The following is a 16,113-nucleotide window of genomic DNA, read 5'->3' as shown; positions in this document are numbered from 1 at the left end:
TTTCACTCGACATGCATTACACCCCCCAGGAAGCGAGATGACTCAAACAGGTGTCATTACATTTAAAGGCAATCCGATGACTTTGGCCGGCGAAGGCCTGGAAGTTGGTTCACCGGCGCCCGAATTTGCCTTGCACTACGCCGACGGAGGTATCCAGACGCTGACGCTCGCGGACCTGAAGGGAAAGCCATCGATCGTGAGTGTCGTCCCCAGCTTGGATACTCCGACCTGCGCCGTGCAGACGAAGAAATTCAATGAAGAGTTGGCCGCACTCGGCGACAAAATCAATGCCGTCACCGTCAGCCGCGATCTGCCGTTCGCGCAGGCTCGTTTCTGTGGCGCCGAAGACATCAAAATGCGAACCGCCAGCGACTACCAAACACACGCGTTCGGCACGGATTGGGGCGTTCAGATCGAAGAGCTAAAGTTGCTCACCCGCGCCGTTTTCGTCCTCAATTCCGATGGCGAAGTCGCCCATAAGGAAATTGTCTCCGAAGTCACCGAGGAGCCTGATTACGCGACCGCAATGGCGGCGCTTCGCATGCTCCTGTAATTTTGCCAATCACCTGTATTCGCGAGAACGATGTCGAATCCGATTTCCGAAACGAACGACACTCTGCCAATCACCGTCGCCGCATTCTATCGCTTCGTCGCGGTCCCGAACTTTGAAGCCTTTCGTGAAGGGTTCGAGTCGGTTCTCGATCAGCATGACGTGAAGGGGTCGGTGCTCTTGGCCAGCGAAGGGATCAATGGCACGATCGCCGGGCCTCGGGCCGGGATTGACGCGTTTTTTGATCATGTTCGTTCGTTCGACGAATTCAAAGAAGTCGATATCAAGCTTTCGTATTGTGAAAAGCAACCCTTTCGGCGCCGTCGTGTTCGACTCAAACGCGAGATCGTCACGATGGGTGTCGAGGGCATTGATCCCAATAGGTCTGTCGGCACGTATGTCGACCCACAAGATTGGAACGATTTGATTCGTGATCCCGACGTTATTGTTATCGACACTCGGAACGACTACGAAATATCGATCGGAACGTTCGAGCGGGCGCAGAACCCTAACACTGAATCGTTTCGAGAGTTCCCCGAATACGTCGACGAGAATCTCGATCCGGCAAAGCAAAAGAAGATTGCTATGTTTTGTACCGGAGGCATCCGGTGTGAGAAATCAACCGCGCTGCTCAAACAAAAGGGATTTGATGAGGTCTATCACCTCAAAGGCGGTATCTTAAAGTACCTCGAAACCGTGCCGGAAGAGGAGTCGCTTTGGCGCGGGGACTGTTTTGTGTTTGATAATCGTGTGTCGGTCGGCCATGGGCTCGCCGAAGGTAAGCACGTGATGTGTTATGCCTGTGGTTGGCCGGTCAGCGAACAGGAGCAACAGCACGAGGACTATCAAGCCGGCGTGCAGTGTCCGAATTGTGTGAACGAGATTTCTGAAGAGCGTAAGCGTCGATTCGCCGAACGCCAATCGATGTGGGAACGCCAAGGGTACGAGCGTTAGGACGCTTTCGATTGATCATTGTGCCGGCGGTTTTCGGCAGAGTGATTTCGGCAGGGCGATTTTTGTGCAATAAAAAAACGTGTGCCGAGTTCTCTGGGCACACGTTTTTTGTTGGTTGATCAGTCAGGACGAGCGAGACAAGTCCCGTTTCGGTGATCGTCGCTTACAGCGTCGCGCGAAGCTTGGCACCGTTGCCTGCTTGGCCGAACGCGGTCATGCGGGCGACGCAGACTTCTTTCATTGCGGTCCGAGCTGGCTTGAGGTATGCACGAGGGTCGAATGCCGAAGGATCTTCGGTCAGGACCTTGCGGATCGCACCGGTGATCGCCATCCGGCAATCGGTGTCGACGTTGATCTTGCGGACACCGCTCTTGATTCCGCGCTGGATTTCTTCGACGGGAACGCCGTAGGTTTGCTTCATTTCACCACCGAATTGGTTGATGATGTCTTGAAGTTCTTGGGGAACACTACTGCTGCCGTGCATCACCAAGTGGGTGTTCGGGATCTTGGCGTGAATCGCTTCGATTCGGTCCATCGCCAAAACTTCGCCGGTCGGTTTCTTGGTGAACTTGTACGCACCGTGGCTGGTTCCGATCGCAACGGCGAGGGCGTCGACGCCGGTTTCTTCGACGAATCGAGCGGCTTCATCGGGGTCGGTCAGCAATTGGTCGTGCGACAATTCGCCAACCGCACCGTGGCCATCTTCTTGCTCGCCACCGCCCGATTCGAGCGACCCTAGGCAGCCGAGTTCGCCTTCGACACTGACGTTTTGGGCGTGTGCCAAGTCGACAACTTTCTTAGTTACGGCGACGTTGTAGTCGTAATCGGCGGGGGTTTTTCCGTCTTCTTTCAGCGATCCATCCATCATCACGCTGGTGAAACCGTTCTCGATCGCCGATTGGCAAGTTTCAGGGCTGTTGCCGTGATCTTGGTGCATGACGATCGGAATGTTCGGGTACAGTTCCGTCGCGGCGACCATCAAGTGACGCAGATAAGCGTCTTGGCTGTAGGCACGTGCTCCACGCGAAGCTTGGATGATCACTGGAGAATCCGTTTCTTCGGCGGCTTCCATGATCGCCTGGATTTGTTCCATATTGTTGACGTTAAACGCCGCGACGCCGTAATCGTTTTCCGCAGCGTGGTCCAAGACGACGCGAAGAGGGACCAATGCCATGATCGGGTACCTTAAGCTAAAAATGGAGTTCGAAATTCGTAATTCATCCGGCGATTATCCCAGTGAGGCGACGCGCCGCAAGGGCTGGCGACCATGATTCTGCTGTTGGACAACCAGGATTCATTCGTGCATAACTTGGCGCGTTATTTTCGCCTTACCGGTGCCGAAACGCGAGTGATTCGAAGTAATCAAATCACTGCCGAAGAGGTGTTCGACCTCGCACCGTGTGCGATAGTGCTCTCTCCCGGACCATTGGGACCCGAGGAGGCCGGGTGCAGCATGGACGTGGTGGCCAAAGCGGATGCCGAACTTCCTATCCTGGGGGTTTGTTTAGGGCACCAAGCGATCGGCGCCGCCCTGGGAGGCAAAATTACTCAAAGTGCACCGCGACATGGTTTGGCCAGCCCGCTGCGACATGATGATCAAGGAGTCTTTGCCGGTTGTCCCAATCCAGTCGAGGTGGCACGGTATCACTCGTTGGTCGTTTCCGAAGATGGCTTGCCAGACGATCTGATCGTGACCGCGAAAAGCTTGGATGACAATTGCATCATGGGCTTGCGGCATCGTGTTCGTCCGGTGTTCGGCGTCCAGTTTCATCCCGAATCGGTCCTCAGCCCCTGCGGGCAACAGATCATTCATAATTTTGCTAGCCTGATTCGTCATCGTGATCCTTGAAACCATCGTCACCACCGTTGATCTTCATGGTCGAGTTAATCTTGCGCCGATGGGCCCGTGGGTTGAATTTCCACAGCGTTTGCGTCGGGAGCGGGCCGATGATCCAGGGTTCCTGCTCAGGCCGTACGATGGATCTCAGACGATTAAAAACTTGTTGCAAACCCGACGCGCTACGATTCATCTGACCGACGACGCACGGCTGATCGCCCAGGCCGCGATCGGCCCAATCGATGACGCTGATCAACGCGTAACCCTGCGAGAGATCGCTGATGCCGATCCTGACGACGCCTATTCTGCGGTGAACAAGGCAACACACGCGGCCGAGCCGGCACCAGACCGGGGGATCACTTCGGCCCAATCGCATGCGATTTTGAACGAGTGTCATCGCTGGTTTGCGATCCACGTCGATCAGATTCGAGCGACGCCTCCACGCAATGAAATGCGATGTCGCGTGATTGACCAAGGGATCGAAGGGCCCTTCATCGGCTTTAATCGCGCCAAGCATGCGGTGATCGAGGCAGCGATCCTTGCGACACGGGTCGGTTTGATCGACGATGACGTGATCCGAGTTCAGTTGGACGGCTTGCGCTCGCCGGTCGAGAAGACCGCCAGTGACGACGAGCGTGTTGCGTTTGAAATGATCGAATGCTATGTCGAACGCAAGTTGTCGGCGAGGACGGGGGACTCGCTAAGATGACCACGCTTCCTGACTCAATCACAATCAGGACCGGTGCACGCTTGCATTTCGGGTTGCTCGACTGCAAGCCTCCCTTCGGCGGCTTGGGGCTCATGATCGATAGCCCGGCGACGGAAGTCGAGGCCGTTTCGGACAAGTCGTTTGCGATTGATTCGTCCATTGAATCGGCTGGTCTAGCTGCTCGGACAAAAGCGATTGCGAGTCGCGCCGCGAAACACTTTCGTTGCGGCGAGGCCGATGAGATTCGACTGCCGCCGATCAAGTTGAAGTTGAAATGCCAGCCGCCAAAACACAGCGGCTTTGGAAGCGGAACACAGTACTCGCTTGCGATCGCGGAGGCTTGCTGTCGCGCGATCGCTTTCGAAACCGTTCCGGAAGAAACGATGGTCATCGACATCGCCGGGCGCGCCCGCCGCAGCGCCGTCGGTGCGCATGGATACCTGGCAGGCGGGCTGATCTACGAAACCAACGATGACTGTAGCCCGCGGTTGAACCCGATCGCGAAGCGAATTGATTTGCCGCGGCAGTGGCGAGTCCTCTTGGTGCGACCTCGAAAGGCCAAGCCGGCCGTTGCCGGGGCTGACGAGCAGCGACGGTTTGATCAACTTCGCCATGATCGCAAGCGGACCGAGATGCTGATCCGCTTGGTCGAAGACGAAGTGATGCCGGCCGCCGCCCGGCAAGATTTCCATGGGTTTAGCGAGGCAATTGAACGGTACAACCGCGAGAGCGGGTTGTTGTTTGCCTCCATCCAAGGCGGACCCTATAACGGAACTGCCGTCAACGGTGCCATCGATCGATTGAAGCAACTTGGCGCTGTTGGCGTCGGCCAAAGCAGTTGGGGGCCGACCGTGTTCGCTTGGTGTGAGGATCGATCACGCGCCGATTCGCTTGCGAGTTCGCTTTCCGGCAGTGATTGGGTCACGCTGGTCACAACCGCAAAAGCCGGCGGAAGGACGTTGACGACACCGGGGCAATAGGGTCGACAAGCCGAGCGTTTTTTTGCTGGGAGGCGTGTTCGAGCTGGTATACCGGAGCGAAAAATCGCTTCACGTTGTTGAATCGCTGCCCACCGTTCAGGCATCTCTGATGCGTGAACGATGAAGGCGTGCTTTTGCTTGAGAATTGGTGCAACAAGTTTGTCACCAGCGACCGACAACATTCAACCGGTGTGGTTCAAGCGACTCAATCGCCACCGATGATGGACCCGCCATCGGGCTTGTTGGGTTTGAACGACACTCGGGTGGTTGTTTGCTTTCGACCCGTGCGCCGCGCCTTCACATCCGATCGACTTTCGGCATACTTGCGCCCGGTGCTGCGTTTCTTCGTTGCCTTGCGACGCGATCCCGCGCTGGCTTTGCCGGCTGAGCGTCGTTGATTGCGTTGTTCTTCGAACTCATCGACTTCTTGGCGGCTATGTTCGATCGCTCGCTGCAGACGCGCGACTTCTTCGCGGGACAAGGGGCGGTACGCACCGACCGGCAAATCGCCGAGCCGCAGCGGCCCGATCGCTATCCGCCGAAGCACTTGAACCTTGTGACCAAGTCGTGCCAGAATTCGACGAATTTCGCGGTTTTTGCCTTCACGAAGTGTGATTTCGAGTTCGGTCGCGCGGCCGCGCGCTTTCAAGATCCGTGCCCCTTCGACGCGAACAAACCCATCCGAGATGTAAATCCCTTTACGCATATTCTTCATCGTTTCGGGATCGATTTTCCCGGCGACGGTGACGCGGTAGACTTTGCGAACGCCGTACTTCGGGTGCGCCAGTTGTTGTGCCAAATCGCCGTCGTTGGTCAACAGCATCAAGCCTTGGCTGCTTTGATCGAGGCGTCCGACCGGGAACACCCGCTCACTTTTTGGGACGAGGTCAATGACCCGTTGTCGTCCGCGCGGGTCGGCGTTGGTGCTTAGGAAGCCGGTGGGTTTGTTGACGGCGTAGTAGACGAGCTTTTGTTGGCGCAGTTCGACGCCGTCGACCCGGACTCGATTTTGTTTGGGATCGACGTTGGTCCCAAGTTCGACCACGGTTTCGCCATCGACTTCGACACGGCCTTCTTCGATCAACGCTTCGCATTGACGTCGGCTACCGTAGCCCGCCGCCGCCAACAATCGTTGTAATCGCTGTGGTTTATCCCGCGTCGTCGTCACCTTCGGACGCGATTGCTTCTTGGGGCGAGGCTTTGAGTCGGGGCGATCGTTGTCACCGGCGGTTTGCTTGGACTTTGGGATCGTATTGGTCGTGCCAGTGCGTGTTCGCTTACTGGTCGTTTTCGTTTTTCGACCGGTGCTTGCACTGGTGCTGCGGGAGGTGCCACGTTTGCCGGATTGCCCGGCGGTTGGGTTTCGTTTTCGTTTCGCCATAACGGCATCAATCTTTATTCGGTGTGTTGATAGCCTTGCGGGGCCATCCGGATGTATTTGCCAGATTGCATCTTCCACAATCCGGTTCGCCCGATGATCTTGCCAACCGCGGTGATGGGGGCCGGCAGTGTTGCCGACAGCAAGCGGTCGGCGTCTTCGGGGCTGACACTGAGCAGTAGTTCAAAGTCTTCGCCGTCACTCCACGCATGGTGAAACGCTGACTTCCCAGACTTGGCTGACATTGCGACGGCATCGGGATGGATCGGAATCGCATCGACGTCAAGCTCAACCCCGTAGCCGCTGGAGGCACAGAGCCGATCGAGGTCCAGTGAGAAACCATCGCTCACGTCGATCGCCGCGTGGACATCGGCGAGTTGGCGGACGGCGGTTGCGAATTCAATTCTTGGTTCGGGACGCAAGTGTCTGCCTCGCAAAGAACCGCCGAATTGGCCGGTCGCGAGCACGACGTCACCTTCCTGGGCTTCACTACGAAGCCACGGTCGGCCCCCCTCGGTGATGTGCCCTAACAGTGCCACGTTGATTGCCAATGGGCCGTCATAGGTCGAGATGTCTCCGCCCGCGATCGCGACGTCAAAACGTTTGGCCGCTTCGATGATCCCCTCGTAGCAATCGCCTGCGATGATTGTGGCGTCGTCTTGAGGAAGCGTCAGGGTCACGATGGCGCTATCCGGCACCGCGCCCATCGCCGCAATGTCACTTAGGTTAATCGCCATCGCCTTGTAGCCGACGTCCGCCAAATTCTGTGACTGCCTATCGAAGTCTACTCCGTCGATAATTTGATCGGCGCAAACCACCATCGGAGATCGGGGCGATCGGATGACCGCAGCGTCATCCCCGATGCCGACGTCGACTTGTCGCAGGTCGCGTGTCCGGCCGCGCAGGTAGGCAAGGAAAGACTGTTCCATGGAGGGGAGGACTCGGGAGAAACGTTGGGGCGTGAAGGTGTCGCGATCGAACCGGTGGGGGATGCCGATTCGGAAGCGGTGTACGGCGTGATTGTCTAATGGATCGGTGTCTTTATTTCCAGCGTCCGATCGCACCGCCGCTGACATGAAGATCGCGCGAAAGTCCCGGTTTGTCTAGACGCAATCGCCCCAGCATCGACAAACATCTTGGCGAACGACGGATTCTGCGTCGGAAAAGCCGCAATCGGCTCTTCTGGTGCGAAATTCACCATCGCTCGCAATCGAGCGGGGACCCGCCACGAGAAATGTCGAGCGGGGACTCGCCGCTGGATATCCTGCCGCTCGATATCCGCTAGATATACTGTGCGGCAAGTTCGCGGTTTGAGCACGGATCGGACCGCGGCGCAGAACTACGCCGATCAAGTTAATTCAATGAAGTCACGGTTTCGTTTCAGCTTACTCACGCTGATGTTGCTGGTTTGCCACACCTCAGCCGCTCAGGACGCAGTCAACGAGGATCCGATTCTCCAGGATCAGGTTCGCTACTGGAAAGGCAACTTGCACACTCATTCGCTGTGGAGCGACGGCGACCAGTTTCCAGAAATGATCGCCGATTGGTATCGCCAGCGCGGCTACAACTTCCTTGCCCTCACCGATCACAACGTGATCAGCGCCGGCCAACGTTGGATGAGTCTGAAGAAGATTGTCGATCGTAGTGACTCGGGGATCGTTGACCGGTACCGGCAACGTTTCGGTGAGCATTGGGTGGAGCAGCGGAAGTCACCGAAAAACGGCGACGAGGAAATCCGCCTGAAGCCGCTCAACGAATTCCGGGCCTTGCTCGAAACCAGAGGCGAATTTCTGATGATTCAGGCCGAAGAAATCAGCGATCGTAGCGAAGGAAAACCGGTGCATATCAACGCCACCAATGTAGCTGAAGCACTGATGCCAGCCGGCGGCGACACGGTCCGTGAAGCGATGCAGAACAATCTGCGTATGATCCTAGAGCACGAAAAATCGCACGGCCGCCCGGTACTTCCGCACATCAATCATCCAAACTTTGGCTATGCGATGACCGCCGAAGACCTCGCGGCCGTCGTCGCCGAAAAATTCTTCGAAGTCTATAACGGACACCCCGGCGTGAACCAACTTGGTGACGAACACCACGCCAGCATCGAACTGATGTGGGATCAAATTAATGCGATTCGGTTTGCCGCCGGTGTCGAGCCGATGATGGGGATCGCCACCGATGACTCCCATGAGTATCACGGTCGCGCCGGTTCTCGCCCGGGACGCGGCTGGGTGATGGTGCGCAGCCGTTTCTTGACGCCGGAGTACTTGATCGCAGCAATGCGACAGGGCGAGTTCTACGCGTCCAGTGGCGTCTCGCTCACCCAGCATGACTTCGATCCCCGAACGCGAACGTTGACGGTCACCGTCGACGCCGTCGAAGGTGAATCGTATCGCATCGATTTCATCACTTCGTTGAAACCGGGCACCGATCCACACAAAATCGGGCTTGTCGTCCATTCGCACGACGGCGACAAGGCGACGTATCAAATGAAGGACAACGAGTGCTACATCCGAGCCCTGGTGACCAGTAACGCCGCCCATCACGACCCTTCGTTTAAGGATCAGAAGAAGCAAGCGTGGACGCAGCCAGTCGGTTGGCCAACGAAGTAGCTGCTGCCCGACACTAGCGAGCGTGGTTGCACCCTACTCTCCGCGTTGCCAGCGGCTGTAGCGCTCGTCTCTCGCCCAGTCTTTAGCATTAGCCGTATGGCGTTAGCCACGGTTTCGGTGCAACAACCGGTGCTAACGCCCGTCGGCTGATGAGCCGAACCCGAACGTTTGGTCTAGACGGAGCACTAGACGTCGTCGATGAACACGTAGTCCGGTTTCATTTTCAAGAACCACTCCCGCCATTTGCGTTCGGCTTGCCGTAGTTCGGAGTTTGATGGATCGTCCGGTAGATCAAACCCTTCAAACTTTCGGCTGATAAAACGCAAGCCATCGCGAGCGTAAAGGCGGACAATCTTGTCGCCATCGCTGAGGGCATAGATCAATGCCGGGACAACACGCAGTTCGTCGCTCATTCCGAGCAGTTTTGCCGAGACACGACGGGCTTGCCAGGACTGGCTCCCGCGTACCAACCGTTCCAAGCGATCGAGTTGGGCAGACCGCTCGACCGGATCCGTCGCAAGCGACGCTGAATCTGCGAGGGCTTGTCCGTCGAGTTCATCGGCGCCGTCGCCTTCAAGCAACTGCAGCATTCCTGAGACGGTCTGAGCCGGTGACTTCGTGACCGCTTTCCCGTTGACCAGCTGCGCTTTACTAACATCAGAAGAAAATCCCTGGCCACCGATAGTGCTCGCGCTTGCCCCCGTGCCCAACGCCTTTTGTGTACTGCGGATTAGAAACAGTACTGCGAATGCCGTGCTCACGTGCGGAGCGGTGTGGGCACGGTTCTCCCACCCTCCGGTCTCTTTCGATTGCAGTTGCATTAGCTCCGTCACCAACGAGTTGTACCATGCGGGGCTTTTGCTAATCGGTTTTCCCGAGGCGATCTCGACGAAGCTCTCGTAACGTTCGGTGGTGTAAGCGGTGTAGAAAAACCAATAAAGGTTTCCGCTGAAACTTTCCGGGTTGGCTTTTCGCCAGACTTCCATTCGCCCAATCGCATTTTTGATCGGAGCCTCTGGCGGTTTTTTGACTTTCTTCCGGCGCGCCTGGTTGGCGTCTTCTTTGAAGACTTTGACCGCTTTGGGCAGTCCCACAAATCCGGTGTCTTCTTCTTCCGGAGCGGTGTCGCCCCACATGCGAAAGGCGTCGCCACCGATCAGCAAGCTGGCCGCACCGGCAAGCGCCATCGACATCGATGTTTCTTTCTGCGCCGTGAGTCCGGGATTCCTTGGGACTTCACCATGGTAAGGCCATGGTCCGTTCCGGTCTTGAACGAGTAGCAACCATTCCATTGCCTTGTACAAACGGTTGTAGTCGAGTTTAAAGCCGTGCCGATCAAGCGTCCAAATAGCGAGAATTGCATACTGAGTCTGAGAGACGTCGCCTTTCTTTTCGTTCGGATAGGTGTATCCACCGTTGGACAACTGAACTTCATCGAAGAAGCGTTTAAATGTCGCCAACTCGTTCTGGTACCGAGTCGGGCTGACTTCACAAAGTAGCAGCACCGAAACGGCACACTCGTAGTTCGACTTGTACTGCTGTCCGTTCTTGATTGTGGCCGCAAATTTTTGTGCCAAACGGATGCCTTCGGCGACGAAGGGGTTTTGATCGTCGTGCTCAACCTTGTAGTGCGCGTAGGCACAAACGACGTGTTCTCCTTCGTTGGTCGGTTTGGATTGTTCGATGAAGCGGACACCGCGATCGACCATCTGAATCACGACGGGATCGTCGGGGGTGTACGCCGACGCCGTGGGCGTCGCGACTAGCAGTGAAAGCAAGTAGAGCAGAAAGAATAGATTTCGCATCGGTGTGAAATTTTAAATGGTTACCGAGGAACCGGCCAAAAGATTGACTCCGGCGGCGGTATTTTAGCCAGGAAACGCGACAAAACGAAGGTCCGTCTCTGTCGCAGTCCGGTCGCGTGTCACTAGCGGTGGCGACGTTTAGCGGTTATGCCGAACAAGTTTAGCAGCGCCGGATTCGATTTTGCCACCGTAGCGGCTGAACTCGTTTTTTCCCGAGGTATCAACCGATTCCAAGCTTCGAAGCCAGGACGTGACGGCGGGCCGCAGGTAAGCGGCGCCACTTCGCGAAAGATGGTCGTCATCACGGAACAAAAAGCGGTTGTGGGCTCGGAGGATCGCGACGTCTGAGTTGTCGAAAAATTGGTCACTGAAATCGACAACCCCACCGCTGGTGAACTTCAGTGCATCATCTGCGGCGATGTAAAATTCCTCTATTTTGGCCTGCTGACGCCCGTATTCGCCTCGGGTCGTTGCGGCGATTCGGTTTGCATTCCAGCCCAGCAGGTGATTTCGAATCGCAGCCTCGGCAATCCGCGTTGGCTGTGGGGGGACCTGACGCACCAGCCAAAGACGTGGACGAGGGGCCGTTGGATGCGTCGCGATTAGCTGGGCCATGCGTCGGATTTGTCGAATCATCGCTGCCAAGGATTCGTCGGGGTTGGCTTCTGCGGTTTGCTGATCGGATAGGTAGAGATCTGCATCGCTGCGTCCATCGGCTTTCGGATCTTGGTCACTATAACCATTGACGTAGACCGACCAACGACTGACCAAGATGATGTCGCGAACCTGTTTTTCCAAAGCTAATTCGAGGGTCGCGGCGTTGAACTCTCGGCAACCCGGCATACCCGTTCGAGTCAGCCCGGTAATCGGAGGCGTCCCACCATGAAGGCAAGCGATTCCACTGCGTCCCAGTCGGTCGCCGACTTGGTCTAGCAGTTCGACCCATGTCATCGCATGGCTATCTCCCCAAAGCATGAAGTCGGGGCCCGGGGGGCTTTTATCGCCCGATATAGATTGCGCCGACGCGCCCAATCTGGGGACTCTTCCGGCACGAATGTCTTCTGTGTCGCGTGATGCCCAGTTGCCTGTCCACGTCGCATCGGTGATCAACGCCTGAGTTTCATCCTCGAATCGACTTGGTATGCCACCACTGCCGATCAATCCGATCGAAGTCAGCACCAAGACGCTCCACGCACAGACACTCGCTGCCACCAAACGACGGTCATTGGAAAGCCAACTCCGATTACGAATGGGTTGTTCAATCCAGCGCCATGAAGCAGCCGCGATCGGAATTGCCGAGAACGCGACGGTCGACAACAACAGCGTCGAAGGTTCGATGACAAAGTACCGCGCCATCGCTAATAGTGGCCAGTGCCACAGATAGAGCGAGTAAGAGATCAGCCCGATAAAGACGAAGCATCGGTTTGTGAGTAAGCCGCCGACCAGTTTGGTGGGTCGCGTGTTCGCATGAATCACCAACATCGTACCGATCACCGGTAGGAGCGCGATCCATCCAGGAAAGGCGGATGACTGGTCGATTCCCAGCATGACTCCAACAATCATGCTCAGCCCAACGATCGAAAGAAACTCCGCGCGTAGTCGGTTCGGTCTCTGCGAATCATCATCGTGATGACTGAGCGCTAACCAACTGCCGGCCAACAATTCCCATGCTCGCGTCGGCAATAGGTAGAACGTCGCACTGGTGTGTCGGTAGGTGCCATACCAGGCAAGCAAGAACGAAACGATTGCGAATCCGCCGATCGTCGATCGAAGTCGCTGCGGCGAACGCTTGTAAATCAAAGTGAGCAATGGCGGGAACAGCACGTAGAACTGTTCCTCGATAGCAAGCGACCAGAAATGCAAGAACGGTTTGGTCAGCACGTCACGGGTGAAGTACCCCGACTCGGTCCAGAAAAAAACGTTCGAGGCGAAAAAACTTTGCGCGAGCGATGCCTTCGATACCTGAGTGAGATCGTCCGGTAATAGCGAGCGGTATCCGAATGCCAGAACGAACGCGGTCACGAAAGCGGCCGCCGGAAAAATACGTCGTAACCGCCGAAGATAAAAATTCCGAAGGGAGAACTGTTGTTGTTCCAGTTGGCGGCGAATGATTCCGGTAACCAAGAATCCAGAGATGACAAAGAACACGTCGACTCCGACGAATCCACCGGGCAGCCCTAAGTCGGCGTGAAAAAGCACGACCGATAGTACGGCGACCGCGCGCAATCCGTCGATCTCGGGACGGTAAGGCGATGACTGGCGTCGCGATGCGTTTCGTCCGGGACGAGACGATGGATCGGCGGTCACGTCAACAGTTCTCCCGCTGATCGAGTTGGCGAAAGTGACGGTCGTACCATCGGCTCATTGCCGCTAACGCGATCGTGGCAAAACTATAGACGACCAAGATGGCAATCGCGATCGTCGTGATTCGGCCGCTTCCCGCGGCAAGGTAGCCGAGCACGGCAAGCGTCAGGCACGTCGGCAAGTTCACTCGCCAGATCGGATCGAATCGCTGCGATCGAATGTACATCGAAAAGCATTGGGTCAGATGAATCGGAATCACCGCGAATGCAAACGCAGTACACTGGCCGATCGTCAGGAACCTCGACGCGAATTGTTTCGTCAGATCAAAAGGCAGCGAATTTAACACCGCGATTGCGATGCAAAAAGCACCGACTAATCCGATCAACACAACAGTTGAACCATGAGTGACCTGGCGAAACAGCGTGACGCTAGTTTGTCGCCGGCCTTCGGCAATCAAGCGACCGAAATCAGGGGCTTTGCTGCGCACAAATACATACGACACCATCAGCAAATTGCTGAAAATTTGCCATGTCATGCCATAGCGACCGGCCACGGCCGGGCCTTGCGTATCGAACAGCGCCGGATAAATAGGAAAAAACGCGAGGTAACGCGCGATCGATTGGACACCGATCCGCCATTGCAACGGCCAGATCTCATCCCTCCAGCGAAACTCGCTGGAGGGAGTGCGGGTCAGTTGTAGGAAAAAGCCTCGGTACTTCCCGGCGATCAGCACGACTTCCCAAACCAACTGAACTGCGACGGCGGCCGCCGCGGTCCATAGGCCAGCCCCGAGTAGCAAACACGCCCAGACGACGACACTACCGGTGACGACTTGACCAAGACGGTAGCGGTTGACCACTTGGATTTGACTTCCTCCTTCGAGGATGCCGACCAATGGGGCCAGCGCCAACGTCAGACTGCCCAGTACGATCGCGACCAAGAGTGGGGCAAACGCGGTCCCCAAGAGGCCTTGTCGTGACAGCATCACGTAACCGAATGTTGAACCTCCGATACACAACAGCAGGGCGGCAACGGCGAACCAAGCGATCGCGAATCGCAAGATTCCCGAAAGGCGTTGCCGGGCTCGCTTCGGGGCGTGAAGGAAATGCCGGCGGTCGAATCTGGCGTGCGCGATTTCATGACTGACCGCATGAAGGATCGTGTTGATCAAGCCCGCATCGGCAAGAGCTTGCATCCCAGTTACGGTCAGGATTAAAAAGTAGACCCCCTGTTGGTCTGGTTCTAGGCCGACCGCGATTAACAGGGTGGTCAGCACCCCAGAGGGGATTTGCCAAATCCTTGCCGCCATCGCATACGAGACGGCGCGGTTCACACCGAATCGTTGCAGTAAGCGGCGAGTCGCGTTCATGATGCGGAGTCCGATCGGCTTACTTGGCAGGCAAAGAAGGCGGCATCGTCGCTCGGATTGATCGACGGATTCACGAAACAGCTTCCCAAACGGTTCGCGATTCGTGCCATCGAAATCGCTTTTCAGGGGATCTTCAAGGCCCCGGAACATCAATCACGCTGACTTTGCGGGAAGTTCCAACATTTGAACCGACTTGGCCCGTTATGAAGGGCAGAATTGATCCGACGATGGCAGACGTCACACCTTCGCAGTGGTCGCCTGAACGATTTTGATGTTCAGTCCCCGAACTACTTGTCGGTCAGACCAAACAATTGTTCGACGTCGTACGCTTGCGTGATACAATGATTTGAGGCGTCGAGTCCGACGCCGATCGGCGAATCGCCCCCCGACGTTACGAATTGAAAAAACACTGATCACACTCCTCTGTTCGAGAATTGGTTTTGTCATCCACTGCTGATCTGCCACGATTAAAAGTTCGTTTCGGGACCGGCTGGAATACTTGCAACTACCACTGCGAGTATTGCGTGACTGACCAGCCGATCGGGGACAACGCGGCAACGCCTGAAGCATTGCCGGTGCTTTCTCGATTACGCTCCGCAGCGATGGAACCATCGCGAGTGATCCGCAAAGTCGCTTCGGTAGCAAGTCGACTACCTGTGTTGAAGCAGGAGACGGAAACGATCGGTTGGGACGAAGCAAAGTATCTGCGGGTGATCGATCAGTTCGCGACGTTGCCCTACTCGATGGACGTTCGGATCGGTGTGGGCGGAGAAACGTTCATCAACAAAACGGTCGTCGAAGGAGCACGCAGGTTGTCGAATCATGACAACACCCGAGCGGTCAATTTGATCTCGAATTTGTCGTTTAGCTTTAAACAATACGAGAGGATTTTTCAGGGATTCGATCTTTCTCGTCTGGCACTTGTTTGTAGCTTTCACCCGACTGAGATTAAAGACATCGATCGCTGGGTTGAAACAGCCATCGAAGTCAACCAAGTTGTTGATTTGGCGATTGTTTTGGTCGCATGGCCACCGCTTATGCCGGCCTTGGCCGACCACAAACGTCGATTGGAAGACTGCGGCTTAGAGGTCTTTGTTCAAGCATTTCATGGTTGGTACGAAGGACAAAAGTATCCCGAATCGTACTCGCAGGACGATCGTAAACGATTGGCAAACGTCTTCTATTCCGAACACGATTACGAACACATGGTGGATCTGAAGCAGCCCGGTTCCTGCTATGCCGGCGTGGACTACGTCTACGTCGACATCAATGGCGATGTCTGGAGGTGTGGTACCTATAAAGTGCCGCAAGGCAACCTGCTGAAAGGATTCAAGTTGCTTAGCGAGCCAGCGCCCTGCCCGGGGAACGAATGTTGGTGCGATACTGAGAATCTAAACACGGTCGAGTTCCGTAATCGGTACGAGATGACGTCATTGAACCAGCACAAGTACAAGAAACGCGCTTCGGTGTCGCATGTTTAAACCGCCTCGGAAAACAAATCGCTACCACCAGGTCGGCCGGCGGAAAGAGTGTTTCGATTGACGAATTTCAGATCGGTACGACGTCAGAGGAATTCTTGATCGTCCGGCGTTTCGCGGCTGGTCGAAGCGAGATT

General features: G+C 56.1%; 14 protein-coding genes. 7 read left to right on the top strand and 7 right to left on the bottom strand.

Features of this window, described 5'->3' with window-relative positions; genetic code table 11:
- The first annotated feature begins 37 nt into the window (after positions 1 to 37).
- Positions 38 to 553, top strand: coding sequence for a thiol peroxidase (tpx, locus tag FYC48_RS07570; protein WP_149496085.1), 516 nt, complete (start codon positions 38 to 40; stop codon positions 551 to 553).
- 30 nt (positions 554 to 583) lie between these two features.
- Positions 584 to 1,504, top strand: coding sequence for an oxygen-dependent tRNA uridine(34) hydroxylase TrhO (gene trhO / locus FYC48_RS07565; RefSeq protein ID WP_149496084.1), 921 nt, complete (start codon positions 584 to 586; stop codon positions 1,502 to 1,504).
- 163 nt (positions 1,505 to 1,667) lie between these two features.
- Here trhO and fba read toward each other — a convergent pair whose 3' ends face one another.
- On the bottom strand, positions 1,668 to 2,678 hold the full coding sequence (fba, locus tag FYC48_RS07560) for a class II fructose-bisphosphate aldolase (protein ID WP_149496083.1): 1,011 nt from the start codon (positions 2,676 to 2,678) through the stop codon (positions 1,668 to 1,670).
- 93 nt (positions 2,679 to 2,771) lie between these two features.
- On the opposite strand from fba, the gene FYC48_RS07555 reads away from it, so the two are divergent.
- Genes FYC48_RS07555 through FYC48_RS07545 form a run of 3 tightly spaced genes read left to right on the top strand, consistent with a single transcriptional unit; the run spans position 2,772 to position 5,030 of the window.
- Positions 2,772 to 3,353: an anthranilate synthase component II gene (locus tag FYC48_RS07555; protein ID WP_149496082.1), complete on the top strand. Its 582-nt coding sequence runs from the start codon at positions 2,772 to 2,774 to the stop codon at positions 3,351 to 3,353.
- Entirely contained in the window at positions 3,343 to 4,050 is a 708-nt protein-coding gene (locus FYC48_RS07550; protein ID WP_149496081.1) for a DUF447 domain-containing protein, read from the top strand. The genes FYC48_RS07555 and FYC48_RS07550 overlap by 11 nt, the downstream gene beginning before the upstream one ends.
- Complete coding sequence (locus FYC48_RS07545) at positions 3,999 to 5,030, top strand: beta-ribofuranosylaminobenzene 5'-phosphate synthase (RefSeq protein WP_149496080.1); 1,032 nt, start codon at positions 3,999 to 4,001, stop codon at positions 5,028 to 5,030. Before FYC48_RS07550 ends, FYC48_RS07545 begins: the two co-directional genes overlap by 52 nt.
- A gap of 205 nt (positions 5,031 to 5,235) precedes the next feature.
- On the opposite strand, the gene FYC48_RS07540 is transcribed toward FYC48_RS07545, so the two are convergent.
- Both FYC48_RS07540 and FYC48_RS07535 read right to left on the bottom strand, forming a co-directional pair.
- Entirely contained in the window at positions 5,236 to 6,411 is a 1,176-nt protein-coding gene (locus FYC48_RS07540) for a pseudouridine synthase (RefSeq protein WP_149496079.1), read from the bottom strand.
- Positions 6,412 to 6,425: 14 nt separating this feature from the next.
- Positions 6,426 to 7,337: a thiamine-phosphate kinase gene (locus FYC48_RS07535; protein WP_149496078.1), complete on the bottom strand. Its 912-nt coding sequence runs from the start codon at positions 7,335 to 7,337 to the stop codon at positions 6,426 to 6,428.
- A gap of 432 nt (positions 7,338 to 7,769) precedes the next feature.
- Here FYC48_RS07535 and FYC48_RS07530 point away from each other — a divergent pair, with 432 nt between their 5' ends.
- The gene (locus FYC48_RS07530) at positions 7,770 to 9,020 is read left to right on the top strand and encodes a PHP domain-containing protein (RefSeq protein ID WP_149496077.1); all 1,251 of its coding nucleotides are present in this window, start codon (positions 7,770 to 7,772) and stop codon (positions 9,018 to 9,020) included.
- Between the two features lie 185 nt (positions 9,021 to 9,205).
- On the opposite strand, the gene FYC48_RS07525 is transcribed toward FYC48_RS07530, so the two are convergent.
- From FYC48_RS07525 to FYC48_RS28615, 4 genes are all read right to left on the bottom strand, one after another.
- On the bottom strand, positions 9,206 to 10,825 hold the full coding sequence (locus FYC48_RS07525; protein ID WP_149496076.1) for a hypothetical protein: 1,620 nt from the start codon (positions 10,823 to 10,825) through the stop codon (positions 9,206 to 9,208).
- A 138-nt stretch (positions 10,826 to 10,963) separates the two neighbouring features.
- Positions 10,964 to 13,132, bottom strand: coding sequence for an acyltransferase family protein (locus tag FYC48_RS07520; protein WP_160149382.1), 2,169 nt, complete (start codon positions 13,130 to 13,132; stop codon positions 10,964 to 10,966).
- Between the two features lies 1 nt (position 13,133).
- Positions 13,134 to 14,498, bottom strand: coding sequence for a lipopolysaccharide biosynthesis protein (locus FYC48_RS07515; protein WP_149496074.1), 1,365 nt, complete (start codon positions 14,496 to 14,498; stop codon positions 13,134 to 13,136).
- A 287-nt stretch (positions 14,499 to 14,785) separates the two neighbouring features.
- Positions 14,786 to 14,908 (bottom strand): hypothetical protein, encoded by a 123-nt coding sequence (locus tag FYC48_RS28615; protein ID WP_261345061.1) that lies wholly within the window; start codon positions 14,906 to 14,908, stop codon positions 14,786 to 14,788.
- Between the two features lie 30 nt (positions 14,909 to 14,938).
- Here FYC48_RS28615 and FYC48_RS07510 point away from each other — a divergent pair, with 30 nt between their 5' ends.
- Positions 14,939 to 15,979: a hypothetical protein gene (locus tag FYC48_RS07510; RefSeq protein ID WP_149496073.1), complete on the top strand. Its 1,041-nt coding sequence runs from the start codon at positions 14,939 to 14,941 to the stop codon at positions 15,977 to 15,979.
- Positions 15,980 to 16,113 lie beyond the last annotated feature (134 nt).

Origin of the sequence: Roseiconus lacunae (genome assembly GCF_008312935.1) — a bacterium.
GTDB lineage: Bacteria > Planctomycetota > Planctomycetia > Pirellulales > Pirellulaceae > Stieleria > Stieleria lacunae.
This window is presented reverse-complemented; position numbering and strand designations above follow the sequence as displayed.

Bases quoted from the DNA above. Each gene is read 5' to 3' on its own strand.
- trhO (WP_149496084.1), top strand. From the start codon at position 584: ATGTCGAATCCGATTTCCGAAACGAACGACACTCTGCCAATCACCGTC.
- FYC48_RS07545 (WP_149496080.1), top strand. From the start codon at position 3,999: ATGCTATGTCGAACGCAAGTTGTCGGCGAGGACGGGGGACTCGCTAAG.
- FYC48_RS07515 (WP_149496074.1), bottom strand. From the start codon at position 14,498: ATGAACGCGACTCGCCGCTTACTGCAACGATTCGGTGTGAACCGCGCC.
- tpx (WP_149496085.1), top strand. From the start codon at position 38: ATGACTCAAACAGGTGTCATTACATTTAAAGGCAATCCGATGACTTTG.
- FYC48_RS07525 (WP_149496076.1), bottom strand. From the start codon at position 10,825: ATGCGAAATCTATTCTTTCTGCTCTACTTGCTTTCACTGCTAGTCGCG.
- FYC48_RS07555 (WP_149496082.1), top strand. From the start codon at position 2,772: ATGATTCTGCTGTTGGACAACCAGGATTCATTCGTGCATAACTTGGCG.
- FYC48_RS07540 (WP_149496079.1), bottom strand. From the start codon at position 6,411: ATGGCGAAACGAAAACGAAACCCAACCGCCGGGCAATCCGGCAAACGT.
- fba (WP_149496083.1), bottom strand. From the start codon at position 2,678: ATGGCATTGGTCCCTCTTCGCGTCGTCTTGGACCACGCTGCGGAAAAC.
- FYC48_RS07535 (WP_149496078.1), bottom strand. From the start codon at position 7,337: ATGGAACAGTCTTTCCTTGCCTACCTGCGCGGCCGGACACGCGACCTG.
- FYC48_RS07530 (WP_149496077.1), top strand. From the start codon at position 7,770: ATGAAGTCACGGTTTCGTTTCAGCTTACTCACGCTGATGTTGCTGGTT.